Raw genomic sequence first — 19,835 nt, forward strand, 5'->3', positions numbered from 1 at the left:
GAGAACTCCCGGAGTGTGCTGCTGGAAGCGCGGTCGGCCGTCGTGATCTCCGCCGAGCCGCATGTCGTCTATTCCGTCGTCAGTGATCTCCCCCGCAGCGGGGAATGGAGCCCCGAATGCCTCGGGGGCGCATGGGTGTCCGGTGAACCGGGTGCGGTCGGATCGGTCTTCCGAGGGGAGAACGAGCGCAGCGCCGAGGTCGTGGCCTGGGCTCCCGTGGTCCGGGGCACCTGGCGCACGGAGGCCGAAGTGGTCGCCGCCGAGTTCGGGGTGACGTTTCGCTGGTCGATGCGGAACAGTTCCGGAGAACGTCAGGACAGCGTCTGGGGATTCGACGTCGAACCGTACGGATCCGGCAGCCTCCTGACGCATCATTTCCGCATGGGGAATCCCACCGAGGGAATCCGGGGAATCACCGCGGAAATGGACGACCCCACCCGGGCGCGCTTCTTCGCGGAGTGGCAGACCAAGGTGGCCGGCGACCTCGAGGCCACGGTGCGGCGCGTCAAGGACGTCGTCGAGCGCGAGGTGGCTGGCGCGACACATCCTGGATAGTTAGACTCCGGATTATGCGTACGGGTGAAGTCGTCGAGTGGGGTCTGCACTGCTGTCTGACCCTGGCCTGGCTCGACGAGAAGCAGCCGGCACCGTCGGCGAAGCTGGCGGCGCTGTTCGACCTGTCGCCCTCGTACCTCAACAAGTGCCTGCAACGACTGGTCCGGGCGGGGATTCTGACCTCCACCTCCGGGCCCCGCGGGGGCGTTCGCCTGGCGAAGGCCCCCGCAGCCATCACTGTCATGGACATCGTCTCGGCCCTGGAGGGCCGGGACGAACTCTTCCGCTGCTCGGAGTTGCGGCAGCGGGGAGCGGGCGGAGCGGAGATCCCCGCATCCGAGTCCCTGCAGCCGTGCGGCATCGCCACCGTGATGCGCCGGGCCGAGATGGCGTGGCGACGTGAACTCGCCGGCCAGACCCTTGCCGATCTGATGACATCCGCCCCGGCCACGACGCCGCGCAGGATCCGCAGGAGTTACGACCGCGTCTCCACCTGAGCCTCGCGAGCACATCAGGCGTGGGCTCAGCGGGCTGCCCCTGACCCCGACGCACCCCCGACCTTGACCTGACCCTCCCAGCGGGAGATTCGAGATGAAAACTATCCAGAATAAGGAACCGAAGGCGGCGGACCAGGAGGTGGGAAGCCGGGGACTCGGCCCCACCTTCGTCCTCGCGCTCGGCACCTTCGCCGTCGGCACCGACGCCTTCGTCGTGGCCGGCTTCCTGCCCTCCATGGCCGAGTCGCTGGACGTCTCCACGTCCGCGGCGGGCCAGTCCGTCACCCTCTTCGCCGCCGCCTACGCGGTCCTCTCGCCCGTCCTCGCCACGTTCACCGCGCGCGTCCCGCGACGCACCCTGCTCGTGTCGGCGCTGGTCGTCCTCGCCCTGGCCAACCTGCTCTCCGCGCTCGCCCAGGACTACCCCACCTTGCTGATCAGCCGGGTCCTCGCGGCCGCCGGCGCCGCCGCGTACACCCCCAACGCCGGCGCCGTCAGCGCCGCCCTGGTCCGCCCCGAACTGCGCGCCCGCGCCCTCGCCGTCGTCATCGGCGGCCTCACCATCGCCACGGCGCTCGGCGTGCCGCTCGGCAACGCCGCCTCGCAGTGGACGAGTTGGCGCGTCGCCCTGGGAGCCGTCGCGGTGCTCGGCCTGATCTGCGCGCTCGGCGTCCTGCTCGTCATGCCCCACCTGCCCGGCGGCCCCCGCGTCCCGCTCGCCACGCGGCTCGCCGTCCTGCGCAAGCCCGGAGTGATCGCCGTGCTGCCGCTGACCGTCCTCGGCATGGCCGCCTGCTACACCGCGTACGCCTACAGCGTGCCCACCCTGAAGGCCGTCGGCGTGCCGCAGTCCGGCGTGGTGCTGATGCTCTTCCTGTACGGAGTCGGCGCCGTCGTCGGCAACTTCGTCGCCGGACAGGCCACCGACCGCGTCGGCTCCGTCCGCGTGCTCACCGTCGGCTATGTCGTCATGGCCGCCACCTTCGGCATCCTGGCCTGGCTCGCCGGGGCCGCGGCGCACATCCCCGTCCTGGTCGGAGTGCTCGCCCTGACCTGGGGAGCGAGCAGCTGGTGCCAGACGCCCCCGCAGCAGCACCGCCTGATCTCCGCCGCCCCGCAGGAGGCCGCCCTCGTGGTGTCGCTCAACTCCTCCGGCATTTACCTCGGCATCGGCATCGGTACGGTCATCGGCGGTCTCGCCCTGCCCACCGGCGTCTGGCTGGTCTACCTGATCGGCGGGATCCTCGCCGTCGCCTCGCTCGTCTGGCTCCGCGCCGGCGCGCTCCTCATGAAGCGTCCGTGAAGGGGACCACCACGATGACCGTCGCACCCAACCCCGCACCGCGCCCCGCCCCCCACTCCGCTCCGGACCTCGCGCCGGACCCCGCACCGGATCCCGCACCGGACCTCGCGCCCGAGATCACCGGCGCCGACTGCCTGATGCGCGCCCTGGAGGCCGCCGGGGCGGACCTCGTCTTCGGCATGCCCGGCGGAGCGATCCTCCCCGCGTACGACGCACTCCTCGACGCCCCCTCGATCCGGCACGTCCTCGTCCGGCACGAACAGGGCGCCGGGCACGCCGCCGTCGGATACGCCCAGGCCACCGGCCGGGTCGGCGTCTGCATGGCGACCTCGGGGCCCGGCGCCACCAACCTGGTCACCGCCATCGCGGACGCACAGGTCAACGACGTGCCCCTGGTGGTGATCACCGGTCAGGTGCCGAAGGACCTCGTCGGCACCGACGCCTTCCAGGAGGTCGACTTCTGCGGCGTCACCCGGCCCGTCACCCGGCACAGCTACCTCGTCAGCGACCCCGCCGAGATCGCGGACCGCGTCCTGAGGGCCTTCCGCATCGCCGGCGGCGAGCACCCGGGCCCGGTCGTCGTCGACATCACCAAGGACGCGCTCCAGCGGCGGGTGCGGCAACCGGCCCTCCCGTACCGGCCCGCCCCGGTCCGCCCGAGGCCCGCGCCCCCGGTGGCCCCCACCGATGCGGCGTGCCCGGACACCCCCGTGGGTGCCGTCCTGGCCACCCTGGCCCGCGCCACCGGCCCGGACTCGCTGCACGTCCTCGGCGGCGAACTGCACCATGTGTGGCGGGGAAGCGGCGACTCGACGCTCGCCTCCCACCAGTGGAGCACCCCCGGCTACGCCCTGCCGGCCGGCCTGGGCGCACGGATGGGCCTGCCGGACCGCGACGTCTGGGTGGTCACCGACCCCGGCTGCTTCCTGGCCACCGGTCGGGAGCTGGTCACGGCGGCGCTCAACCAGGTGCCGCTGAAGGTCCTCGTGCTGCGGGACGAGGGCGGGGCCGTCGCCGATTTCGGCGGCATGGCAGAGGCGATGGGCTGCTCCGCCCTCGGCCCCACGGATCCGGACGGTCTCACCGCCGCCGTCGGGCGGGCCCACGCCGTGCACGACCGGCCCGTGCTCGTGGAGTGCATCGTCCCGGGCGGAACCGATCCGGGATCGCACCGAACATGGCCTGAAGTGGTCGCACCCGAAGCGGCCTGAAAGGACCACGGGGGAGGGGGATCCGCGTCCGGCGGATCCCCCTCCCCGCTGCGTGCCGCCCTTCCGACGTCAGCTCTCCGCGAGCTGCCGGGCCAGCTCCAGCCGCTTCACCTTGGTCGTCGCCGTGTGCGGCAGTTCGTCGAGGCGACGCTGCACCGGCCGGGCGAGCACCGGCAGACCGGCCACCGCCCGCTGCCACTCCACCGGGTCCAGCGGCTCGTCGTCCCGGGTGCACACCACCGGGACGGCCCTGCCGTCGGGACCGGGGACGATGATGACCTCGACGAGCGAGGGGAGGCGGGTGAAGAGCCGGTCCTCGATCTCCAGCGTGCTGGGGATGCCCGGGATCTCGTCCACCTCGCGGTCGAGCAGGTGCAGACAGCCGTACTTCGTCCGGTAGCCGAGGTCCCCCATCCGCCACCACCCGTCCGGCGTGACCTGCTCGTCGTACCGCTCCTCCTCGCCCAGATAGGTGAGGATCCTTCCTCCGCTGCGGACCTCGATGCGCCCCGGGGAGGTACGGCTCACCGGCCGTCCGTCGCGGCTGACCACCCGCACCCGTGTCATGCCGGGGAAGGTGCTCCCCACACACCGGCCCTCCGCGCCCGCCCGGTGCCGGCGCGTGTAGGTGCGGGCCGCGATGGCCCCCGTCTCGCTCTGCCCGTACGTCTGGGCGAAGTACGGCGCCCGCCGCCGCGAGGCGGCCAGCAGGGTGCGGACGGTCCTCGGATGGATGGCGTCGAACGTGTTGCTGAAGCAGGTGACCCGGGCCAACGGGCGGGCCGGGTGGTCGGCGAGGACCTCCCAGGCGAGCAGCGTGTTGGGATGGGCCTCGATCACCCCCGGCGGCACCCGTGCGAACAGTTCGGCGACCGACTCCGGGTCGTCGTCCCGCAACACGATCAGGGGGTGCCCCCGGAGCGCGAACAGGGCGACCCCGCTGATCATCCGGGAGTGCGCGAACGAGACGTGCAGGGCCAGCGGTTCGTGCCGGCCGACGGCCGCCAGGACGGCCGACTGCGGGCGGCAGCGGGCCTGGATCGTGAGCCCCGTCTGCACCGCCAGCTTCGGCAGCCCGGTCGTGCCCGAGGTGTGGGTGACCAGCGCCGGGCCGTCCTGGGGCATGGTCACGGGGGCGACCCGGGGAACGCCCGCGAGCCCTTCGAGCCCCACCGCGCCCGGGAAGTCGCCGACCGCCGTCACCACACGGTCGGCGAGCGTGAACACCTCCGGGGGCAGCTCGCCCTCCAGCTTCGCCGCGTCGGTCAGCAGCACCGGCCCGTCGAGCCGCTCCAGGAGCCGGGCCACCGTCTCGCCGTCGAGCTTGGGGGAGAGGAGCACCGGCACGCCACCGACCCGGGCCACGGCGTAGGCGAGCAGGGAGATGTCGAAGTTGTCCGTCTTGAACACGGCGACCCGCTGGCCGGGCCGCACGTGCGCGGCCCACAGCCGGGAGGCGAAATCGTCCACGAGATCGGCGAGCTCGGTGAGGGTCGGCCGACGCCCCAGGCGCGGTGCGATGTCCAGGTCGTGATCGAGGTACACCGGGTTCGCGGGGTGGCGCGCGGCGGCCCGGTCGAAGACCGTGCCCAGCCGGATGCCCTTGTTGCCGATGCGTTGCAGGAACATGCGGGAAACCCTTCGGTCGCGGAGCGTCCGCGGGGACCGGCGTCGGCGCCTGGCCCGCGCTGCCCGGTCGAGCATCCTGAAGGGCCGCGCATGCGGCAACGCACGCGCGGGCATCACGTCAAGTGGCCCCGATGTCCGTCATGTCGCGCGCGGCCCGGCCTCCCGGATCTCCAGGAGCAGGTGCTCCACCGGCCCGTCGCCCTCCGGCACGTCCACGGACCCCACCCGGCGCAGTTCGCGCCCGCACTCCTCCGCGAGCCCGTGCAGCAGGGGCAGGTTCCCCCGGCTGCTGAAGTGGAGCAGGGCCCGGCCGCCGGGTGTCAGACGGCCGGTCACCTCGGCGAGGAAGCGCCGGTGGGCGGCGTAGCCGGGGTCCACATAGGCGCGCTCGTGGTCGTTGCCGTAGTGGTAGCCGTCCGGCGCGAGGACGTAGTTGGAACTCCAGAACACGGTGTCGAACCGTTCCCCTGCGTCCAGCGCGTCGAACAGGTCGCTGTGCACGACCCGCATCCGCCCGGTCATGTCGTGCCGGGCCGCGTTCAGTTCGGTGTTCCGCACGGCCTTCGGGTTGATGTCGGACGCCACGACCCGGTCGCAGCCCGCGAGCGCGGCGAGCACGGAGATCACCCCCGCACCACAGCCGATCTCCAGGAAGGCGCCCAGCCGCTCGGCCGGCGCGTCCGGGCCGGAGGGACCGAGGCCCAGGAAGTCGAGCGCGGTCTCCGTCGAGGGGGAGTGGACCGGCGCGAACACCTCGTCCAGCAGATCCCACTCGTACCCCCGCATCGAGAAGACCCGGGGGCGGTCGGCCCGTGCGCGCGACTCGGCGCTACGGGCCAGCGATCGTTCGTAACTCTGCGTCTCTCGCACGGAAACCTCGGCTGGAAGGAACGGTGCCGCCGAAGGCGGCGGAGGACGCCACTCTCTCCCGCCCACCGGGCCCGCCGAAATGTTCAGGCCATTTCCGGGAACCGTCGTTGCACGCCTGTTGAGACGCATTCGTGACCTCGGTCGAACTTCCCTACGATGAGGCGCTGACCAGTCATGACGGAGAGATCCGCAGTCGTCGGGGGGAACCGTGGACGAGGGGCCGGCCGCCGCCACCCGCGACGCCTTTGCCTACCTTGAGCTGCTCGCGCGCGAGGCGCCCGCCGCCCACTTCGACGACCCGCTGCTCCACGTCCCGGGGGCCGACCCCGACGCCCCGGGCGACGGCGCCACCTCCGACCGGGCGCGGCAGCTCGCCCGCGAGATACGGGGGATGTTCGAACGGCAGCAGCGCCGGGACATGGGGAGCACGGCCCTCCTCGACGCGGCCCGCGAGTTCCTCGCCGGCCACGGCGTCGAGGAGCTGCTGCGGCTGACCTGCCGCCGCGCCCGGACACTGCTCAGCCTCGACATCGCGTACCTCTGCCTGTACGACCAGAAGACCGACAGCCATGTCGTCGAGGCCGTCGACGGCCACTCATCCGACCTGACACCGGGCTTCGTGGTGCCGCCCGGCGCGGGACTCGCCAACCCCGCCACCCGGCGGGCGGCGCCCGTGTGGACCCAGGACTACCTCGCCGACGCCCGCATCAACCACTCCGCGTCCATCGACGAGGTGGTGCGGGCGGAGGGGCTGCGCGCGATCATCGCCGTCCCGCTCGGCGCCAAGGGCACCTCCGCCGGGGTCCTGTACGCCGGACACCGCACGGTCCGCCACTTCTCCCCGGAGGAGGTGGCGCTGCTCGGGACCCTGAGCGAGATGGCGGGGGCGGCCCTGGAGAACGCCGGACTCCTGGACGAGCTGAGCGCCGAGACCACCGCGCGGGCCACCGAGGCCGTGCGGGCCGGCGAGGAGCTGCGCTCCGTGCGCCGGCTCGCCGAGGCACAAGCCGCGCTGATGGAGCGTGCCCTGGACGGCAGTTCGCTGCCCCAGCTCCTGGCCACCGCCGGGGATCTGCTGGGCGGAAGCGTCCTGCTCGCGGACGCGGCCGGCCGTACGGTGGTGGGGAACGGGGCCGCCGAAGCACAGGTGGCGCCCGAGGTGTTCACGGCGGCGGCCCGGGCGGCCGGGGCGACGGACACACCGGTCGAGTCGGCACCCGGGGTGTGGATCGCACCGGTCCGCGGCGCGGACGACCGGCTCGGCCACCTGGTGCTGCACCGGGCGAAGCCGCCGACCCCCGAGGACGCCGGCCTGCTGCGGCTCTGCGGCCAGTCCGTGGCGCTGCTGGTGCGACCGGGCGCGGCCACCGAAGAGACCGTCCTGCGCGAGGAGCTCGCCGAGGCCCTGCTGGTCGGCGGCGAATGGATCGGGCAGCGGCTGCTCGCCCACGGCCGGACCGTGGGCCTCGACTTCACGGCGCCGTTCGTCGTGGTGGCCGCCCGGCCCGTGGCGGGACTCACCGACCGGGCCCTCGCCTGGGCCGCCGCCTACACCCGCGACAACGGGGGCCTGCGGGTCCGGATCGACGACCACCTCGTCCTGCTGCTGCCGGGCGAGGACCCGGCCGAGGCGGCGCGCACGGTCGAGGCGTTCGCCCGCGGCATGGGCGGCCCGGCCACCGTGGGCGCCGCGGGTCCGGTGACGGGCGGCCCGGGCGCCCTGCCCGCCGCGTACGACCGGTCCGTACGGTGCCTGGGCACCCTCATCGCGCTCGGCGCCACCGGCAAGGCGGCGTCCGCGGGGCAGCTCGGCCCGGTGATGACCCTGCTCTCCCACGAGCGTGACGTCGACGGCTTCATCAGGGCGACGATCGGCCCGGTCCTGGATTTCGACGCCCGGCGCTCCGCCGACCTCGCGGTCACCCTCGAGGCGTACTACGCGGCGGGCGGCAGCCCCACCCGGGCGGCGCGCCGCCTCTACCTCCACCCCAACACCGTCTCCCGGCGGCTCGACCGGATCACCGAACTCCTCGGCCCTCAGTGGCAGGACCTGACCGCGGGCCTCGACATCCAGCTCGCCCTGCGCCTCCACCGGACCCGGGAGTCCCTCGCCCCCTGCCCGGTTTCGGCGGAAGGCTGAGCCGACCGCCGGCCGGAGCGGACCACCAGCGCGGATGTCGGCGCCGACGGCGGTCCGCGACGGCTCGGACGTCGACGGCTCGGACCGCTTCGGCTCGGTCCGCTTCGGGGCGCCGCCACGCCTTGAACCGGCACGCCTCGAACCGGCACGGCTCAGACCGGCACGGCGGCGGTCCGCCGGTGCGGTCGCGGGTGGACCCACGGCCCCGGGGGCCGCCCCTGTGCCAGCGGGCCGCCCACGTCGGGCCCGGCCGGCTCCCGTGGCGCGAGCGTCCGCACCGCCCGGGCCACCGACACCATCGTCATGTGCCGGTGCCAGCCGGCGAAGGACCGGCCGCCGTAGTCGTGCAGCCCCGACCGGCCGACCGACCCGCTCTCCGGCGAGTCCTCCGACGCGGCTGCCGACGCGTGGCGGCCCGCCAGCTCGGTCAGTCGCAGCAGCGCGGAGAGCGGCGCCGTCGTCAGGTCCGTCAGCCACAACCGGTCCGGCGCCGCCTGCGGCCCGAACCACTCCCCGAGCAGGAGCCGTTCGCCCGACTGGCCGGGGCGCCGGTGGCCTCCCGGTTCACCCGCTCCCGTCGGCAGACCCACCCGCAGCGTCACGGCCATCCGGCACCCGTCGGCCCGTGTCACCGGTCGCCGCACCCCCGCCGAGGAGAGCAACTGCCGCGCCATGACGGACTCCTGGCGCACCCCTGACTGCCCGCTGCCGTCGGCCGGCACCCGGGTGGTCCCGCTGATCCGGGCCAGCAGCGGCACCCGCGCCGCCTCGAACCGGTGCAGCAGCGTCCCCAGCGCGGCGCGCCGGGCGTCGACGACCACGGGCCGGTATGCCGAGGCGCGCCGGAGCGGCAGCTCCAGGGCGGTGGTCACCGTCGAGTCCTCCGGTGACACCGGCGCCGCGTACTCCGCCGGTACGCCGGCCCGGGCCCGCTCGGCCGGGTCGCCGAGGAGGCTCTCGGGCAGGTCGAGGTGCCAGTTGACCGGGATCTCACCGCTCGACGAGGTCTGCCACAACCCGTAACCGAACTGGCCGTTCACGGTCCGCCCGAGCTCCGGCACCCAGCGCCGGTCGATCCCCACCAGCCGCTCCCCGGTCTTGGGGAGGGTGAACGGCCGCACCACCCACGCCGCCGGTGGGGCGGTCCGCTCCAGGAAGTGGGCCAGCGCCTCGCGGACGGGCCGCCAGTCCCAGCCGGAGCTGGCGATGAAGTGGTGGAAGCGCTGCTCGGCCGCCGGCTGCCCGGAGTGCGTCGCGAGGTTCCGCGCCGTCTTCCGCCCCGGCGCCGTGAGCATGCCGCGCAGGTACTGGTCCGCGGTGCGCCGCTGGTCGCTCCTTCGCAGCGAGGCGAACACCTCGCGGCTCAGATCCATGAAAAGGTCCTCATCACTGTGCGTAGCGATGGGATACATTCCGGTCCTGCCTCCTGCCGCTCGTCGAATGAGTTTTCGCACCTCAGACGCTCCCGGCTGGCGGCGATCCGGCACAAGGAGCGCCGGTCACACGACCGACGGTCTCTCAGGGTGACCCCGTCGTGGGCCCGGATGTCCCCGGCACATTCCCCCGGCACGGGCTCCGGGCAGTGTGCCGGGACCACCGTGTGGCGGCCCTGGAAGGTGGTGGCCGGGCTCCCCGGGGTCCGGCGGGGGCCGGCCCCCGCCGCCCGGACGGCGGCCGAGGGGTGACCTCTCCACCGGCCTGGGCCCCGGGGCGGGGCCCACCGCCCGGACGGAGTCGCCCGAGTGGCGGAGGCGTGGAGCCGACGGGAGGCTGGGGCCGAAACCCCCCAGGGAGGTCCTGCCGTGCCCGGTCCCGTTCCGCTACGCCGTGCGGTCGTGGCGTTCGTCCTGTCCTGCGCCCTGCTCCTGACGACGACCGCCTGCGGCGGTGACGACGGGAGCGCGAGCGCCGGCGCGAGCCCGACGAGCAGCGGCACCTTCGAGCAGCAGCGGCTCGCCAAGACCCGGTTCGTCGCCAACGCGGGCCTGGCGGCCGGTGCCACGTACCAGTGGATCGTCAAGCCGTACCGCGCGGGAAAGTTCAAGAAGGGCACGGAAGGACGGACGTTCGCCCTGGTGAAGGCGGGCCTCGCGGGCACCTTCGCCTACAACCGGCTCAAGGCTGCGGTGAACAACGCCAAGGGCGACCCGCTGCTGTCGAAGGCGGTGGCCCCGCTGACGGCCGGAATCGACTCGCTGAAGGAACTCGGCACGAAGCTGCGGAAGGGCGAGGCGAGCGACGCGGACGTCGGCGCGTTCGAGAACGTCATCAACAGCGTGAAGGACGCCGGGAAGAGCGCGGGCGCCGAGGTCACCGACCGGGTGCCGAGCACCTCCCAGCTCGGCGGCTGAGGCTCCGGCCGCTCGGCGTCAGCCGGTGAGCTCCGCGAGGACGCGGAGGGTCGCCACGTCCGGCGCCGTGACCAGGAGGTCCGTGACCGGCCCCTTGCGCCACAGTTCGAGCCGCTCGGCGATCCGCTCCCTCGGCCCGACCAGCGAGATCTCGTCGGCGAACGCGTCCGGGACGGCGAGCACGGCCTCCTGGCGACGGCCGGCGGCGAACAGCTCCTGGATGCGCCGGGCCTCGGACGCGTACCCCATCCGCCCCATCAGGTCGGCGTGGAAATTGCGGGCCGCGTGCCCCATGCCGCCGATGTAGAAGCCGAGCATCGCCTTCACGGGCAGCAGCCCCTCGGCCGGGTCGTCGCAGAGCGCGGCGCGCACCATGGGGGCGACGAGGAAGTTCTCCGGCAGCCGCTCCGGGAGCGCGTACACCTCCGCGTACCGCGTCGGCGACCAGTAGAGCGGCAGCCAGCCGTCGGCGATCCGGAGCGTCTGGGCGATGTTCTTGGGCCCCTCGGCGCCGAGGAGCACCGGCAGGTCGGGGCGGAGGGGATGGGTGATCGGCTTGAGCGCCTTCCCGAGCCCGGTGCCGTCGGCTCCGGCGTACGGGTGGGAGTGGAACCGTCCCGAGAGCGCCACCGGCCCCTCACGGCGCAGGACCTGCCGGATCACGTCCACGTATTCGCGGGTCGCCGTCAGCGGGCTGCGCGGGAAGGGCCGGCCGTACCAGCCCTCGACGACCTGCGGTCCGGAAAGGCCGAGGCCGAGCATCATCCGGCCGCCGGAGAGGTGGTCGAGCGTGAGCGCGTGCATGGCGGTGGCGGTCGGGCTCCGCGCCGCCATCTGGGCGACGGCGGTGCCGAGCCGGATCCGGCGGGTGTGCGCGGCGATCCAGGTCAGCGCGGTGAACGCGTCGGAGCCCCAGGCCTCGGCGGTCCACACGGAGTCGTAGCCGAGCCGCTCGGCCTCGCGGGCGAGGTCGAGGTGGGCGGGGGAGGGGCCGCGGCCCCAGTAGCCGAGGGCGAGTCCGAGCCGCATGTCCCCACCAACCTTTCTGACGGTACGTCAGTTCTGGAGGGGGACTGTACGCCGACGGCCCCTCGCCCGGAAGAGGTCCGGGGGAGGGGCCGTCGGCGAGGTGCGCCGCGCGCGGGCGGACCCGGCGCGCGGGGCGGCCGGTCAGCCGCGCTGGATACCGGTGGTGTCCTGCAGGACACCGCGGCGGCCGTCCTGCGTCTGGGCGACGAGGCCGGGGCCGCGCTGCTCGACCGCGAGGTACCAGGTCCCCGGGGCCAGCTCGGCGATCGGGGTCGGGGAGCCGTCCTCGGCGTACAGCGGACGGGCGACCGGGACCGCGAACCAGAACGGGGCGAAGTCGCCCGCGGGCTGCTGCGCCTGGGCCTGGGGCTGTCCCTGACCCGCGGCCGGAGCCGGCGCCTGGCCCTGACCCTGCGACGGGCCCTGGGCCGGTCCGGGCTGCGGGGTGTGCGCGGCGGGCTGGGCCTCGTGCTGCTGCGGCTGGCCACCGAACGGCTGGTGCGGCTGGGCGCCGTACCCCTGCTGGGCGCCCGGGTAGCCGTAGCCCCCGGGGACGCCCGGCTGGCCGTGCTGGCCGGGCTGCACGCCGTACGGCTGCGCGGTCTGCGGCTTGGGCGCGCTCAGGAGCGGGGCCTTGAGGGCCGGGACCAGCGGGGCGGCGACGGCGGCACCGGCGAGGACCAGCGCGGCGATCAGGCCGAGGATGAGGCCCGCACCGGCGTTGTTGGACTCGAACATCCACATCAGCAGGGTCCAGGCGGAGGCGATGGCGAACGCGGCACCGACCTGCCCCAGCTCCAGCCCGGCGACCTTCCGCGGCTGCGGAAGCGCGTGGGAGAGGACGACGAGCGCGGCACCCGCGATACCGAGGAGGAACGCGCCCCAGCCCAGGGGCGAGATCTCCCACGCGTTCGCGGATTCGATGTTGTCGCAGAAGTCGCCTTCACAGCCGGCGATGCCGAGGAACGAGGCGATGAACAGCACCACCGCTGCACCGATCACCACGCCATCGCCTCGAGTGAGGGAGCGGATATTCACGTAAGAGTCCTTCGTCGGGTCGTCTCGTAGGGATGGCGCGGAGCACGGGGGCGGCCCCATCGTACGGAGCGAATCTATCGCCCGCGGGTTCTACCCCTTGAGGTAGGTCCTGATGCCGTCGGCGATTCCGCGCGCCGCTTTCTCTCGCCACGCCGCGTCGGTCAGCAGCGCGGCGTCCTTCGGGTCACGCATATTGCCGCATTCGACGAAGACCTTGGGCACGGTCGAGAGATTGAGTCCGCCGAGATCGTCGCGGACGTCCAACCCCGTGCCCGCGCCCAGGTAGTTGGCGGGCGCGGTCCCGGTCGAGCGGGCGAAGTGCCGGGCGATGCCCTCGCCGAGGGTACGGGAGGGGCCGACGATCTTCGTGGTGTCGGCGCCGCCGGAGGTCACCCGGGCGGGCAGGATCACATGGAACCCGCGGTTGCCGGTCGCCGAGCCGTCGGCGTGCACGGAGACGACGGCGTCCGCGCGGGCCGCGTTGCCGGTCCTTGCGCGCTCGTCGATACAGGGGCCGAAGGGGCGGTCGGCGTCGTGGGTGAGCACGACGCGGGCGCCCTGGGCTTTGAGGAGATCGCGGAGACGGTGTGAAACATCGAGGGTGAACGCGGCCTCGGTGTATCCGGCGTCGGTGGACGTACCGGTGGTGTCGCATTCCTTGCGGTTCGTCCCGATGTCGACCTTCTGGTTGATCTCACGGGTGTGACGGAAGTTGCCGGGGTTGTGCCCGGGGTCGATGACGACGGTTCGACCGGAGAGGGGGAGCGCGCCGGTGTCCGTCGCCGGGACCGACGAGGTGGCACCGGTCCCGCCCCCCGGCCGTGCCGACGCGGGCGGAGCGGCCTGTCCGGGCCGCGTGGGCGGCGTCCCGCCACCCGCCGTGGCGCCGCACCCCGCGAGCGTGACGCATCCGAGCAGGGCGAGGGCGGGCGCGAGGACGGGGGCGAAGGTCTTCCGGTGGTCGTACGGCACGTCGCGACTCTAATGCGAGGCGGCCTCGCGACAGGCCGAATAGTCCGTTGACGCGAGGAGTCTGTGGAGGGACTGTGGCGGGTAGGGGTAGGGCGCGCCGGTGATCCGACACCGCGCGGGACCACGGGGGGCACTGTGGCGGGCTTGGAACCGAACGACGCGCCGCACGGGGCGCACGACGACAACGACCCGAACGGCGCACGCGGCCACGACCCCCGGACGGCGGGTCCGGCCGGCGGGTGGGGGCCGGCTCCGGGGACCACGGACGGGCCGGGGACGGCCGGAAGACCGGACGGGGCCGGAGGGCCGGACGGGGCCGGAGGGTCCAGTGGTCCGGGAGGTCCCCGTGCGGACGGTACGGCCGGTGGGTCGGCGGCGGGGCACGGCGCTCCGCCGGTCTCGGACGGTGCGTCGGCGGCGGGGCACGGCGGTCCGTCGGCCTCGGACGGTGGGTCGGCGGCGGGGCTTGGCGCTCCGCCGGTCTCGGATGGTGCGTCCAGCGGCGGTTACGGCCCGGGGGCCGGCGGCGGCACACCCGTGTACGGCGCTCCCGCGCACCCCTACGACGGCTGGGGCGGCGGGGCGGTGCCGCCGCCGCCCGTGGGGCCGCCGCGGGTGCCGCCGCCGCCCGGCGAGGCGCGCCCGGCCCAGGCCGCGCTGGCGGGCCTGCTGAACCTCTCCTGCCTGGGCCTCGGCTATGTGCTGCTCAGACAGTGGGCCCTCGCCGCCGTCTGCTGGGCCGCCACGGCCGTCCTGCTCCTCCTCGCCCTCCCGGCCGACGTGGACGGCGTCCCCACCGGAGTCCTCGTCGGCTACGGCCTCTTCCTGCTGGCCGCCGCCGCGGACGGCGCCCGGCGCGGGCTGCGCGCCCCCGCCCGCTCCCTCGCCCTCCCGGCCGCGCTCCCGATCGCCCTCGCCCTGGCCCTCCTGGTCGTGCCCGTCGGCGGCACCCTCGCCTACGGCGCGGCCCGCGACGAGGCCGTGGAGCAGTCCCTGCTCGACCGCCTCGCCGCCGCCGACGCCCTGGTGAAGTCGGCGGAGGGCCAGAGCTTCAGCAGCGTCCAGGCCGACTACCGCGAGGCGCTCCTCACCTACCAGGACCTCGGCACCCGGCGGGCCGGCTCCCGCGCGGGCCGCCTCGTCCCCGGCCGCCTCGACGCCTACTACGCCGCCGTCTCCGCGCCGTACGGCTCGAAGAACTACTGCGAGGCCGTCCCCCGCCTCCAACACCTGCGGGGCCTGCCGTCGACCGTGGACCGCGCCCTCCTCGGCGACCTGGCCGGCAAGGCCGACGAGCCGCTGGCCCACTCCTGGTACGCGTGCGGAACCAGCCGCATCGGCGTCGCCGGCGCCGAGGCGACGGCTGCCGAGCAGCTCAACGCCCTGCTGTCGACGTTCCCCCAGTCGCCGCACGCCACGAAGGTGGAGACCGCGGTCCGGGAGAGCATCCGCAGCCGCGAGGCCACGCTGAACGGCTCCGCCGCCGACCCCTGCGACACCGTGACCGAACTGCGCCGCGTCGGCACCACCGTCGACCTGCTGCCCCGGCCCGCCTTCGCCTCCCTCTCCCGGGCGAACGGCGAAGCGGTCGGCAAGGGCGACTTCGCCTGCGGGGTCCGGCAGTTCCGGGACAAGAAGTACACCGACGCCATCGGGACGATGACGGAGTACACCAAGCAGCACCCGGGCAGCCCCCAGGCCGCGCACGCCCGGTCCATCGCGATCGCCGCCGAGATCGCCGCCGAGGACGCGGCGGCGGGCAAGCGGCTGCCCCCGGCCACGGCCCCGGGCGGTGCGCGGATGGTGATGGTCGTCTCGAACGACGGCCCGGGCGAGGTCGAACTCCTCTACACCGGGCCCGTGACGGGACGCGTCACGATCAAGGCCTGCGGCACCTGCAAGGCGTACCAAGGGAGCCTCGCCCGCAACGCGCCGAAGATCAAGGCGTGCTCAGGGCCGTCGTCGAAGTACCCCAAGACGACGATCACGCTCCCCGCCGGCAGCTACCACCTCCTGCAGAAGCGGGACGCGACGGGCACGACCTCTCCCGTGAACAAGTCGAGCACGGCCACGATCGAACCCGGCTACAGCTACACGAACTGCCTCTACGTCACCACGGGATTCGGCTTCTAGGGGGGCTGGAACGTAGTGCCGTCCGCCTCAGGCGCCCGGACGGCGGCGCAGGACCCGCAGGGAGCCGGTGACGGAGACCTCCTCGAAGTCACCGGACTCCAGGGCCCGGAGATAGACGCGGTACGGAGCCTGGCCGCCGTCCCGCGGGTCCGGGAAGACGTCGTGGATGACGAGCACGCCGCCGGCGGCGACCTTCGGGGCCCAGCCCTCGAAGTCGGCCGTCGCGTGCTCGTCGGTGTGGCCGCCGTCGATGAAGACCAGACCGAGCGGGCCCGCCCACACCTTCGCGACCTGCGGCGAGCGCCCGACCACCGCGATCACGTGGTCCTCGAGGCCGGCGGCGTGCAGCGTCCGGCGGAACGTCGGCAGCGTGTCCATACGGCCGACCTCCGGGTCGACGACCGTCGGGTCGTGGTACTCCCACCCCGGCTGCTGCTCCTCGCTGCCCCGGTGGTGGTCCACGGTGACGACGACGGTCCCGGCCGCCCGGGCCGCGTCCGCGAGCAGGATCGTCGACCGGCCGCAGTACGTCCCGACCTCCAGGAGCGGCAGGCCGAGACCGGCGGCCTCGGCGGCGGCCCCGTACAGCGCGAGCCCTTCCTCGGCGGGCATGAAGCCCTTGGCGGCCTCGAAGGCGGCAAGGATCTCGGGGGCGGGCTCGGCGGGCATGGGCGGGTCCTCCTACTGGCGGGTACGTTCGTGCGAGCGCCATCGTGCCCTACCCGCCCCGTCCGAACCACACCGTCCGCGGGAGCCCGCGCCGGACCGGCCGCCCCGCCGGCGCCGGACCGTCCTCGCCGGCCGCCTCTCCTGGGCCGCGAGAGCACGGAGCTGACGGGTCATCGGATGTTCACGGCGACGACCGCCCCCGCTCACCCGGCGGCCCTAGGGGGTGTCTGACAATTCCCCGCGGCGTCGCCGGGGAATCGTCAGACACCCCCTAGCCTCTCGCCCGTCCGCTTCCTTACCGAGGAGTATCGTGAGCGCTTCCGCTGTGTCGGCCCTGGCCGCCGCGTTCCTGCTGGTTTCCGGAGCCCCCGCGCACCCCGCCCCGGTGTCCTTGACCGCGCCCGTCGAGACACCCGCCGTTTACGACGACGAGGCGGGCGGCAACGCCGACGCCGACGACCCCGCGGTCTGGGTCGACCCGAAGCGACCGGGGCGCAGCATCGTGATCGGCACGCTGAAGGAGGCCGGCCTCGACGTCTACGGTCTCGACGGGCGGCGCCTGCAGCACATAGCCGCGCCCGCGGCGCCCGGCGAGGACGCCGCACCGGGCCGGTTCAACAACGTCGACGTCGTCTACGGCTTCACCCTGCGCGGCAGGAAGACGGACCTGGCGCTCGTGAGCGACCGGGGCCGCGACCGGGTCCGCGCCTACGCGATCGACCCCGCCGCCGTCGCGGCCGGCAGGCCGCCCCTGAGGGACGTGACGGCGGCCGACGTGCGGCCGGTCTTCGCCGCCGACGAGGCCGAGGTCGACGAGCAGCGCACGGCGTACGGACTCGCCGCGTTCCGCGACGACGACGACACGTACGTCGTGGTGTCGCAGCGGGCGGAGACCCGTCTGCGGCTCCTCGAACTGGTCGACCGGGGCGGGAAGGTGGGGTACCGGACCAAGGACACCCTCGATCTGCCCGGCGGCTTCACCCTGCCCGACGGGACCGCGTGGAAGCCGTGCGCCGACCCCGGGGAGCGCCCGCAGGTCGAGGGCATGGCCGTCGACCAGGAGGAGCACATCCTCTACGCGGCCCAGGAGGCCGTGGGGCTGTGGCGCATCGACCTCGACGACGAGGAGTTCGAGCGGCCCGAGATGATCGACCGGGTCCGTGAGTACGGCACGCCGTGGACGTACGACCCGGCCGAGGAGGAGTGCGTCCTCGACACCGCCGCCGACCCCGGCTTCGGCGGTGAGCACCTGAGCGCCGACGCCGAGGGCGTCACCGTCTACCACGCGGCGAACGGCGCCGGTTACGTGCTCGCCTCCAGCCAGGGTGACAACGTCTTCGCGGTGTACGGGCGGAAGGGCGACAACGACCACCTCGGCTCCTTCACCCTCGCCGACGGACCCTCCGTCGACGGGGTGCAGCACTCCGACGGCTCCACCGTGGTCAACGTCCCCCTCGGCGGCGCCTTCCCGAAGGGGCTGCTGGTCACCCACGACGGCGAGGCGACCCCGGCCGACGGGGACCGCGAGGGCACCAACTTCAAGCTGACGCCGTGGGACGCGGTGGCCCACGCCTTCCCGAAGCCGCTCACGGTCGACACCCGGTCGTTCGACCCGCGCGACACGGACTGACGGGCACCCGGTTCGGCCCGCCCCGCCCCGGCCCGCCGGTCGGGCGGGCGGGCCGAACCGCGTACGCGGGAGCCGACACGGCCTCAGACGGAAGCGTCCGGGGCCGTGTCGGCCTTCGTGTGGAGGATCGCGCGGGACTGCTCCGCCGCGCGCGTGATGCCCTCGGAGACGAAGTCGAGGAAGCGGGCGATGTTCTCCAGCCGGGTCGCGGCCGGAGTGCCGGAGCCGAGGACCCCGACGCCCTCCCGCGCGGTCTCGATGATCAGGGCGTTGGACCGCACACTGGCCATCATCGCCTGGTACCAGACGTCGTCGTCGACGACATAGCGCTCGCGGCGGCGTTCGTCGCGTTCCCGGCGGACCAGGCCCTGGCTCTCGAGGAACGCGACGGCCTTGGAGACGGACGCCGGGCTGACCTGGAGCCGCTGGACGAGTGCGGAGGCGGTCAGGCTGCCTTCGTCGGTGAGGTAGAGACAGGCCATCACCCGGGCCATCATCCTGGGCGTGCCCGCCTGCATGAGGACGGCGCCGAAGACCTCCTCGTACGCCCGCACCGCCTCGGCGTCGCGCCCGTGGGCCTGCGGCGGGGCCTGTGCCTCCCGGGGCGGGGTCTGTCCGCGCCGCCGGGCGCGGTGCTCGGTGGAGCGGTGGGCCAGATCGGCGCGGTAGGCGGTGGGGCCGCCGTTGCGCATCACCTCGCGCGTGACCGTGGAGGTGGGCCGGTCGAGACGCCGGGCGATCTCGGCGTACGCGAGGCCGTCGGCCACTCCCAGCGCGATCTGCTGGCGTTCCTGCTGGGTGAGCCTGCCTCCGGGCATGTCGGGGTCTCCTTCGTGGTCCCTGGTTCCTTCGCGCGGCCAGAGTAGCGTTCGCTTCCATTTCATTGCAACGCGTCATGGCGGCATCGTTGCATTAAGCTGCAGCACCAGTGCAACAATTTCCCTTGTTTGACCAGTAGTTATGGCGTTGATGCTCGACAACGCCATTGTCGGTTGGGTGAACGCAACGTAGCTTTTCCTTCATCGGAAACAGCGGCCGCAGAGAGCGGACGCTGAAGCAGAAGGAGAGCGTCATGCAGAAGTTCGCCACCACCGCCCCCGTCTCCGTCGTCCTCGACATCCCCGCCGGCCGCGTCCGGTTCATCGCCGCCGACCGGGCGGACACCACGGTCGAGATCCTCCCCGCGGACGCCGCCAAGAGCCGCGACGTGAAGGCGGCCGAGCAGACCGGCGTCACGTACGGCGACGGGGTCCTGCGGATCGCGGCCGCACGGCCGAAGAGCGCGGTCCTCGGCAACTCCGGTTCCGTCGAGGTGACGGTCCAGCTGCCCGCCGGCTCCCACGTCGAGGCGAAGGGCGCGGGCGTCGAGTTCCGCGGCGTCGGACGCCTCGGCGAGGTCGTCCTCGACAGCGCGCAGGGCCCGGTCAAGATCGACGAGGTCGCGAGTGCCCGCATCACCCTCCTCGCCGGCGACATCTCGGTCGGCCGCCTCGGCGGCCCCGCGGAGATCAGCGTCCAGAAGGGCGACATCCGCGTCGCCGAGGCCGTGCGCGGCGCGGTCGTCCTGCGCGCCGCGTCGGGCGAGGTGTCGGTCGACGTCGCCCGCGGGGTCTCCGCCACCCTGGACGCCGGCACCTCCCTTGGCCGCATTCGCAACTCCCTCAAGAACGCCGACGGCGCCGCCGCCGGCCTCACCATCCAGGCCACCACGGGCTACGGCGACATCACCGCCCGAAGCCTCTGAGCGGATCCCGGTCCGGATCCCGGAACGGAGACCGGCCCCCAGCGCCGCGAGCCTCCGCGCGGAG

General features: G+C 73.8%; 17 protein-coding genes and 1 pseudogene. 10 read left to right on the plus strand and 8 right to left on the minus strand.

Annotated features, from left to right (window positions below):
• Positions 1-15: 15 nt before the first annotated feature.
• The 5 genes and pseudogenes from ACZ6RC_RS03085 to ACZ6RC_RS03105 all read left to right on the plus strand — a co-directional run bounded on the left by ACZ6RC_RS03085 (position 16) and on the right by ACZ6RC_RS03105 (position 3,566).
• A complete protein-coding gene (locus tag ACZ6RC_RS03085; RefSeq protein WP_469578928.1) occupies positions 16-555 on the plus strand; it encodes an SRPBCC family protein in 540 nt (179 codons plus the stop codon).
• Positions 556-569: 14 nt separating this feature from the next.
• Positions 570-1,052 carry an RrF2 family transcriptional regulator gene (locus ACZ6RC_RS03090; protein ID WP_391141011.1) on the plus strand — a complete coding sequence of 161 codons (483 nt, stop codon included), beginning with the start codon at positions 570-572 and terminating at the stop codon, positions 1,050-1,052.
• A 94-nt stretch (positions 1,053-1,146) separates the two neighbouring features.
• Entirely contained in the window at positions 1,147-2,355 is a 1,209-nt protein-coding gene (locus tag ACZ6RC_RS03095) for an MFS transporter (protein ID WP_469578930.1), read from the plus strand.
• A gap of 14 nt (positions 2,356-2,369) precedes the next feature.
• A pseudogene (locus ACZ6RC_RS03100) lies at positions 2,370-2,999 on the plus strand (thiamine pyrophosphate-binding protein); the annotation flags it as partial.
• Positions 3,000-3,143: 144 nt separating this feature from the next.
• Positions 3,144-3,566: a thiamine pyrophosphate-dependent enzyme gene (locus ACZ6RC_RS03105; RefSeq protein ID WP_469579426.1), complete on the plus strand. Its 423-nt coding sequence runs from the start codon at positions 3,144-3,146 to the stop codon at positions 3,564-3,566.
• A gap of 69 nt (positions 3,567-3,635) precedes the next feature.
• Here the strand turns inward: ACZ6RC_RS03105 and ACZ6RC_RS03110 are convergent, their stop codons facing one another.
• Both ACZ6RC_RS03110 and ACZ6RC_RS03115 read right to left on the minus strand, forming a co-directional pair.
• Positions 3,636-5,195: a class I adenylate-forming enzyme family protein gene (locus ACZ6RC_RS03110; RefSeq protein ID WP_469578932.1), complete on the minus strand. Its 1,560-nt coding sequence runs from the start codon at positions 5,193-5,195 to the stop codon at positions 3,636-3,638.
• Between the two features lie 138 nt (positions 5,196-5,333).
• Complete coding sequence (locus ACZ6RC_RS03115; RefSeq protein WP_469578934.1) at positions 5,334-6,065, minus strand: methyltransferase domain-containing protein; 732 nt, start codon at positions 6,063-6,065, stop codon at positions 5,334-5,336.
• A gap of 208 nt (positions 6,066-6,273) precedes the next feature.
• Here ACZ6RC_RS03115 and ACZ6RC_RS03120 point away from each other — a divergent pair, with 208 nt between their 5' ends.
• Positions 6,274-8,205 carry a helix-turn-helix domain-containing protein gene (locus tag ACZ6RC_RS03120; RefSeq protein WP_469578936.1) on the plus strand — a complete coding sequence of 644 codons (1,932 nt, stop codon included), beginning with the start codon at positions 6,274-6,276 and terminating at the stop codon, positions 8,203-8,205.
• A gap of 152 nt (positions 8,206-8,357) precedes the next feature.
• On the opposite strand, the gene ACZ6RC_RS03125 is transcribed toward ACZ6RC_RS03120, so the two are convergent.
• Positions 8,358-9,578 carry an IS701 family transposase gene (locus tag ACZ6RC_RS03125; protein WP_453615673.1) on the minus strand — a complete coding sequence of 407 codons (1,221 nt, stop codon included), beginning with the start codon at positions 9,576-9,578 and terminating at the stop codon, positions 8,358-8,360.
• A gap of 429 nt (positions 9,579-10,007) precedes the next feature.
• Between ACZ6RC_RS03125 and ACZ6RC_RS03130 the strand changes: the two genes are divergently transcribed.
• Complete coding sequence (locus tag ACZ6RC_RS03130; protein ID WP_453615671.1) at positions 10,008-10,556, plus strand: hypothetical protein; 549 nt, start codon at positions 10,008-10,010, stop codon at positions 10,554-10,556.
• 18 nt (positions 10,557-10,574) lie between these two features.
• Here the strand turns inward: ACZ6RC_RS03130 and ACZ6RC_RS03135 are convergent, their stop codons facing one another.
• From ACZ6RC_RS03135 to ACZ6RC_RS03145, 3 genes are all read right to left on the minus strand, one after another.
• Positions 10,575-11,585, minus strand: coding sequence for an LLM class F420-dependent oxidoreductase (locus ACZ6RC_RS03135; protein WP_391140995.1), 1,011 nt, complete (start codon positions 11,583-11,585; stop codon positions 10,575-10,577).
• Positions 11,586-11,726: 141 nt separating this feature from the next.
• Positions 11,727-12,623: a DUF5336 domain-containing protein gene (locus ACZ6RC_RS03140; protein WP_391140993.1), complete on the minus strand. Its 897-nt coding sequence runs from the start codon at positions 12,621-12,623 to the stop codon at positions 11,727-11,729.
• Between the two features lie 90 nt (positions 12,624-12,713).
• Positions 12,714-13,595, minus strand: coding sequence for an N-acetylmuramoyl-L-alanine amidase (locus tag ACZ6RC_RS03145; protein ID WP_391140991.1), 882 nt, complete (start codon positions 13,593-13,595; stop codon positions 12,714-12,716).
• 537 nt (positions 13,596-14,132) lie between these two features.
• Here ACZ6RC_RS03145 and ACZ6RC_RS03150 point away from each other — a divergent pair.
• Complete coding sequence (locus ACZ6RC_RS03150; RefSeq protein ID WP_469578939.1) at positions 14,133-15,728, plus strand: hypothetical protein; 1,596 nt, start codon at positions 14,133-14,135, stop codon at positions 15,726-15,728.
• 27 nt (positions 15,729-15,755) lie between these two features.
• Here ACZ6RC_RS03150 and ACZ6RC_RS03155 read toward each other — a convergent pair whose 3' ends face one another.
• Complete coding sequence (locus tag ACZ6RC_RS03155) at positions 15,756-16,397, minus strand: class I SAM-dependent methyltransferase (RefSeq protein WP_391140988.1); 642 nt, start codon at positions 16,395-16,397, stop codon at positions 15,756-15,758.
• Positions 16,398-16,707: 310 nt separating this feature from the next.
• Here ACZ6RC_RS03155 and ACZ6RC_RS03160 point away from each other — a divergent pair, with 310 nt between their 5' ends.
• The gene (locus ACZ6RC_RS03160) at positions 16,708-18,027 is read left to right on the plus strand and encodes a phytase (RefSeq protein WP_469578941.1); all 1,320 of its coding nucleotides are present in this window, start codon (positions 16,708-16,710) and stop codon (positions 18,025-18,027) included.
• 83 nt (positions 18,028-18,110) lie between these two features.
• On the opposite strand, the gene ACZ6RC_RS03165 is transcribed toward ACZ6RC_RS03160, so the two are convergent.
• The gene (locus ACZ6RC_RS03165; RefSeq protein ID WP_391140985.1) at positions 18,111-18,845 is read right to left on the minus strand and encodes a GbsR/MarR family transcriptional regulator; all 735 of its coding nucleotides are present in this window, start codon (positions 18,843-18,845) and stop codon (positions 18,111-18,113) included.
• A gap of 254 nt (positions 18,846-19,099) precedes the next feature.
• Here ACZ6RC_RS03165 and ACZ6RC_RS03170 point away from each other — a divergent pair, with 254 nt between their 5' ends.
• On the plus strand, positions 19,100-19,771 hold the full coding sequence (locus tag ACZ6RC_RS03170) for a DUF4097 family beta strand repeat-containing protein (RefSeq protein WP_453615660.1): 672 nt from the start codon (positions 19,100-19,102) through the stop codon (positions 19,769-19,771).
• Positions 19,772-19,835 lie beyond the last annotated feature (64 nt).

Source organism: Streptomyces sp. NPDC048353 (assembly GCF_055587165.1).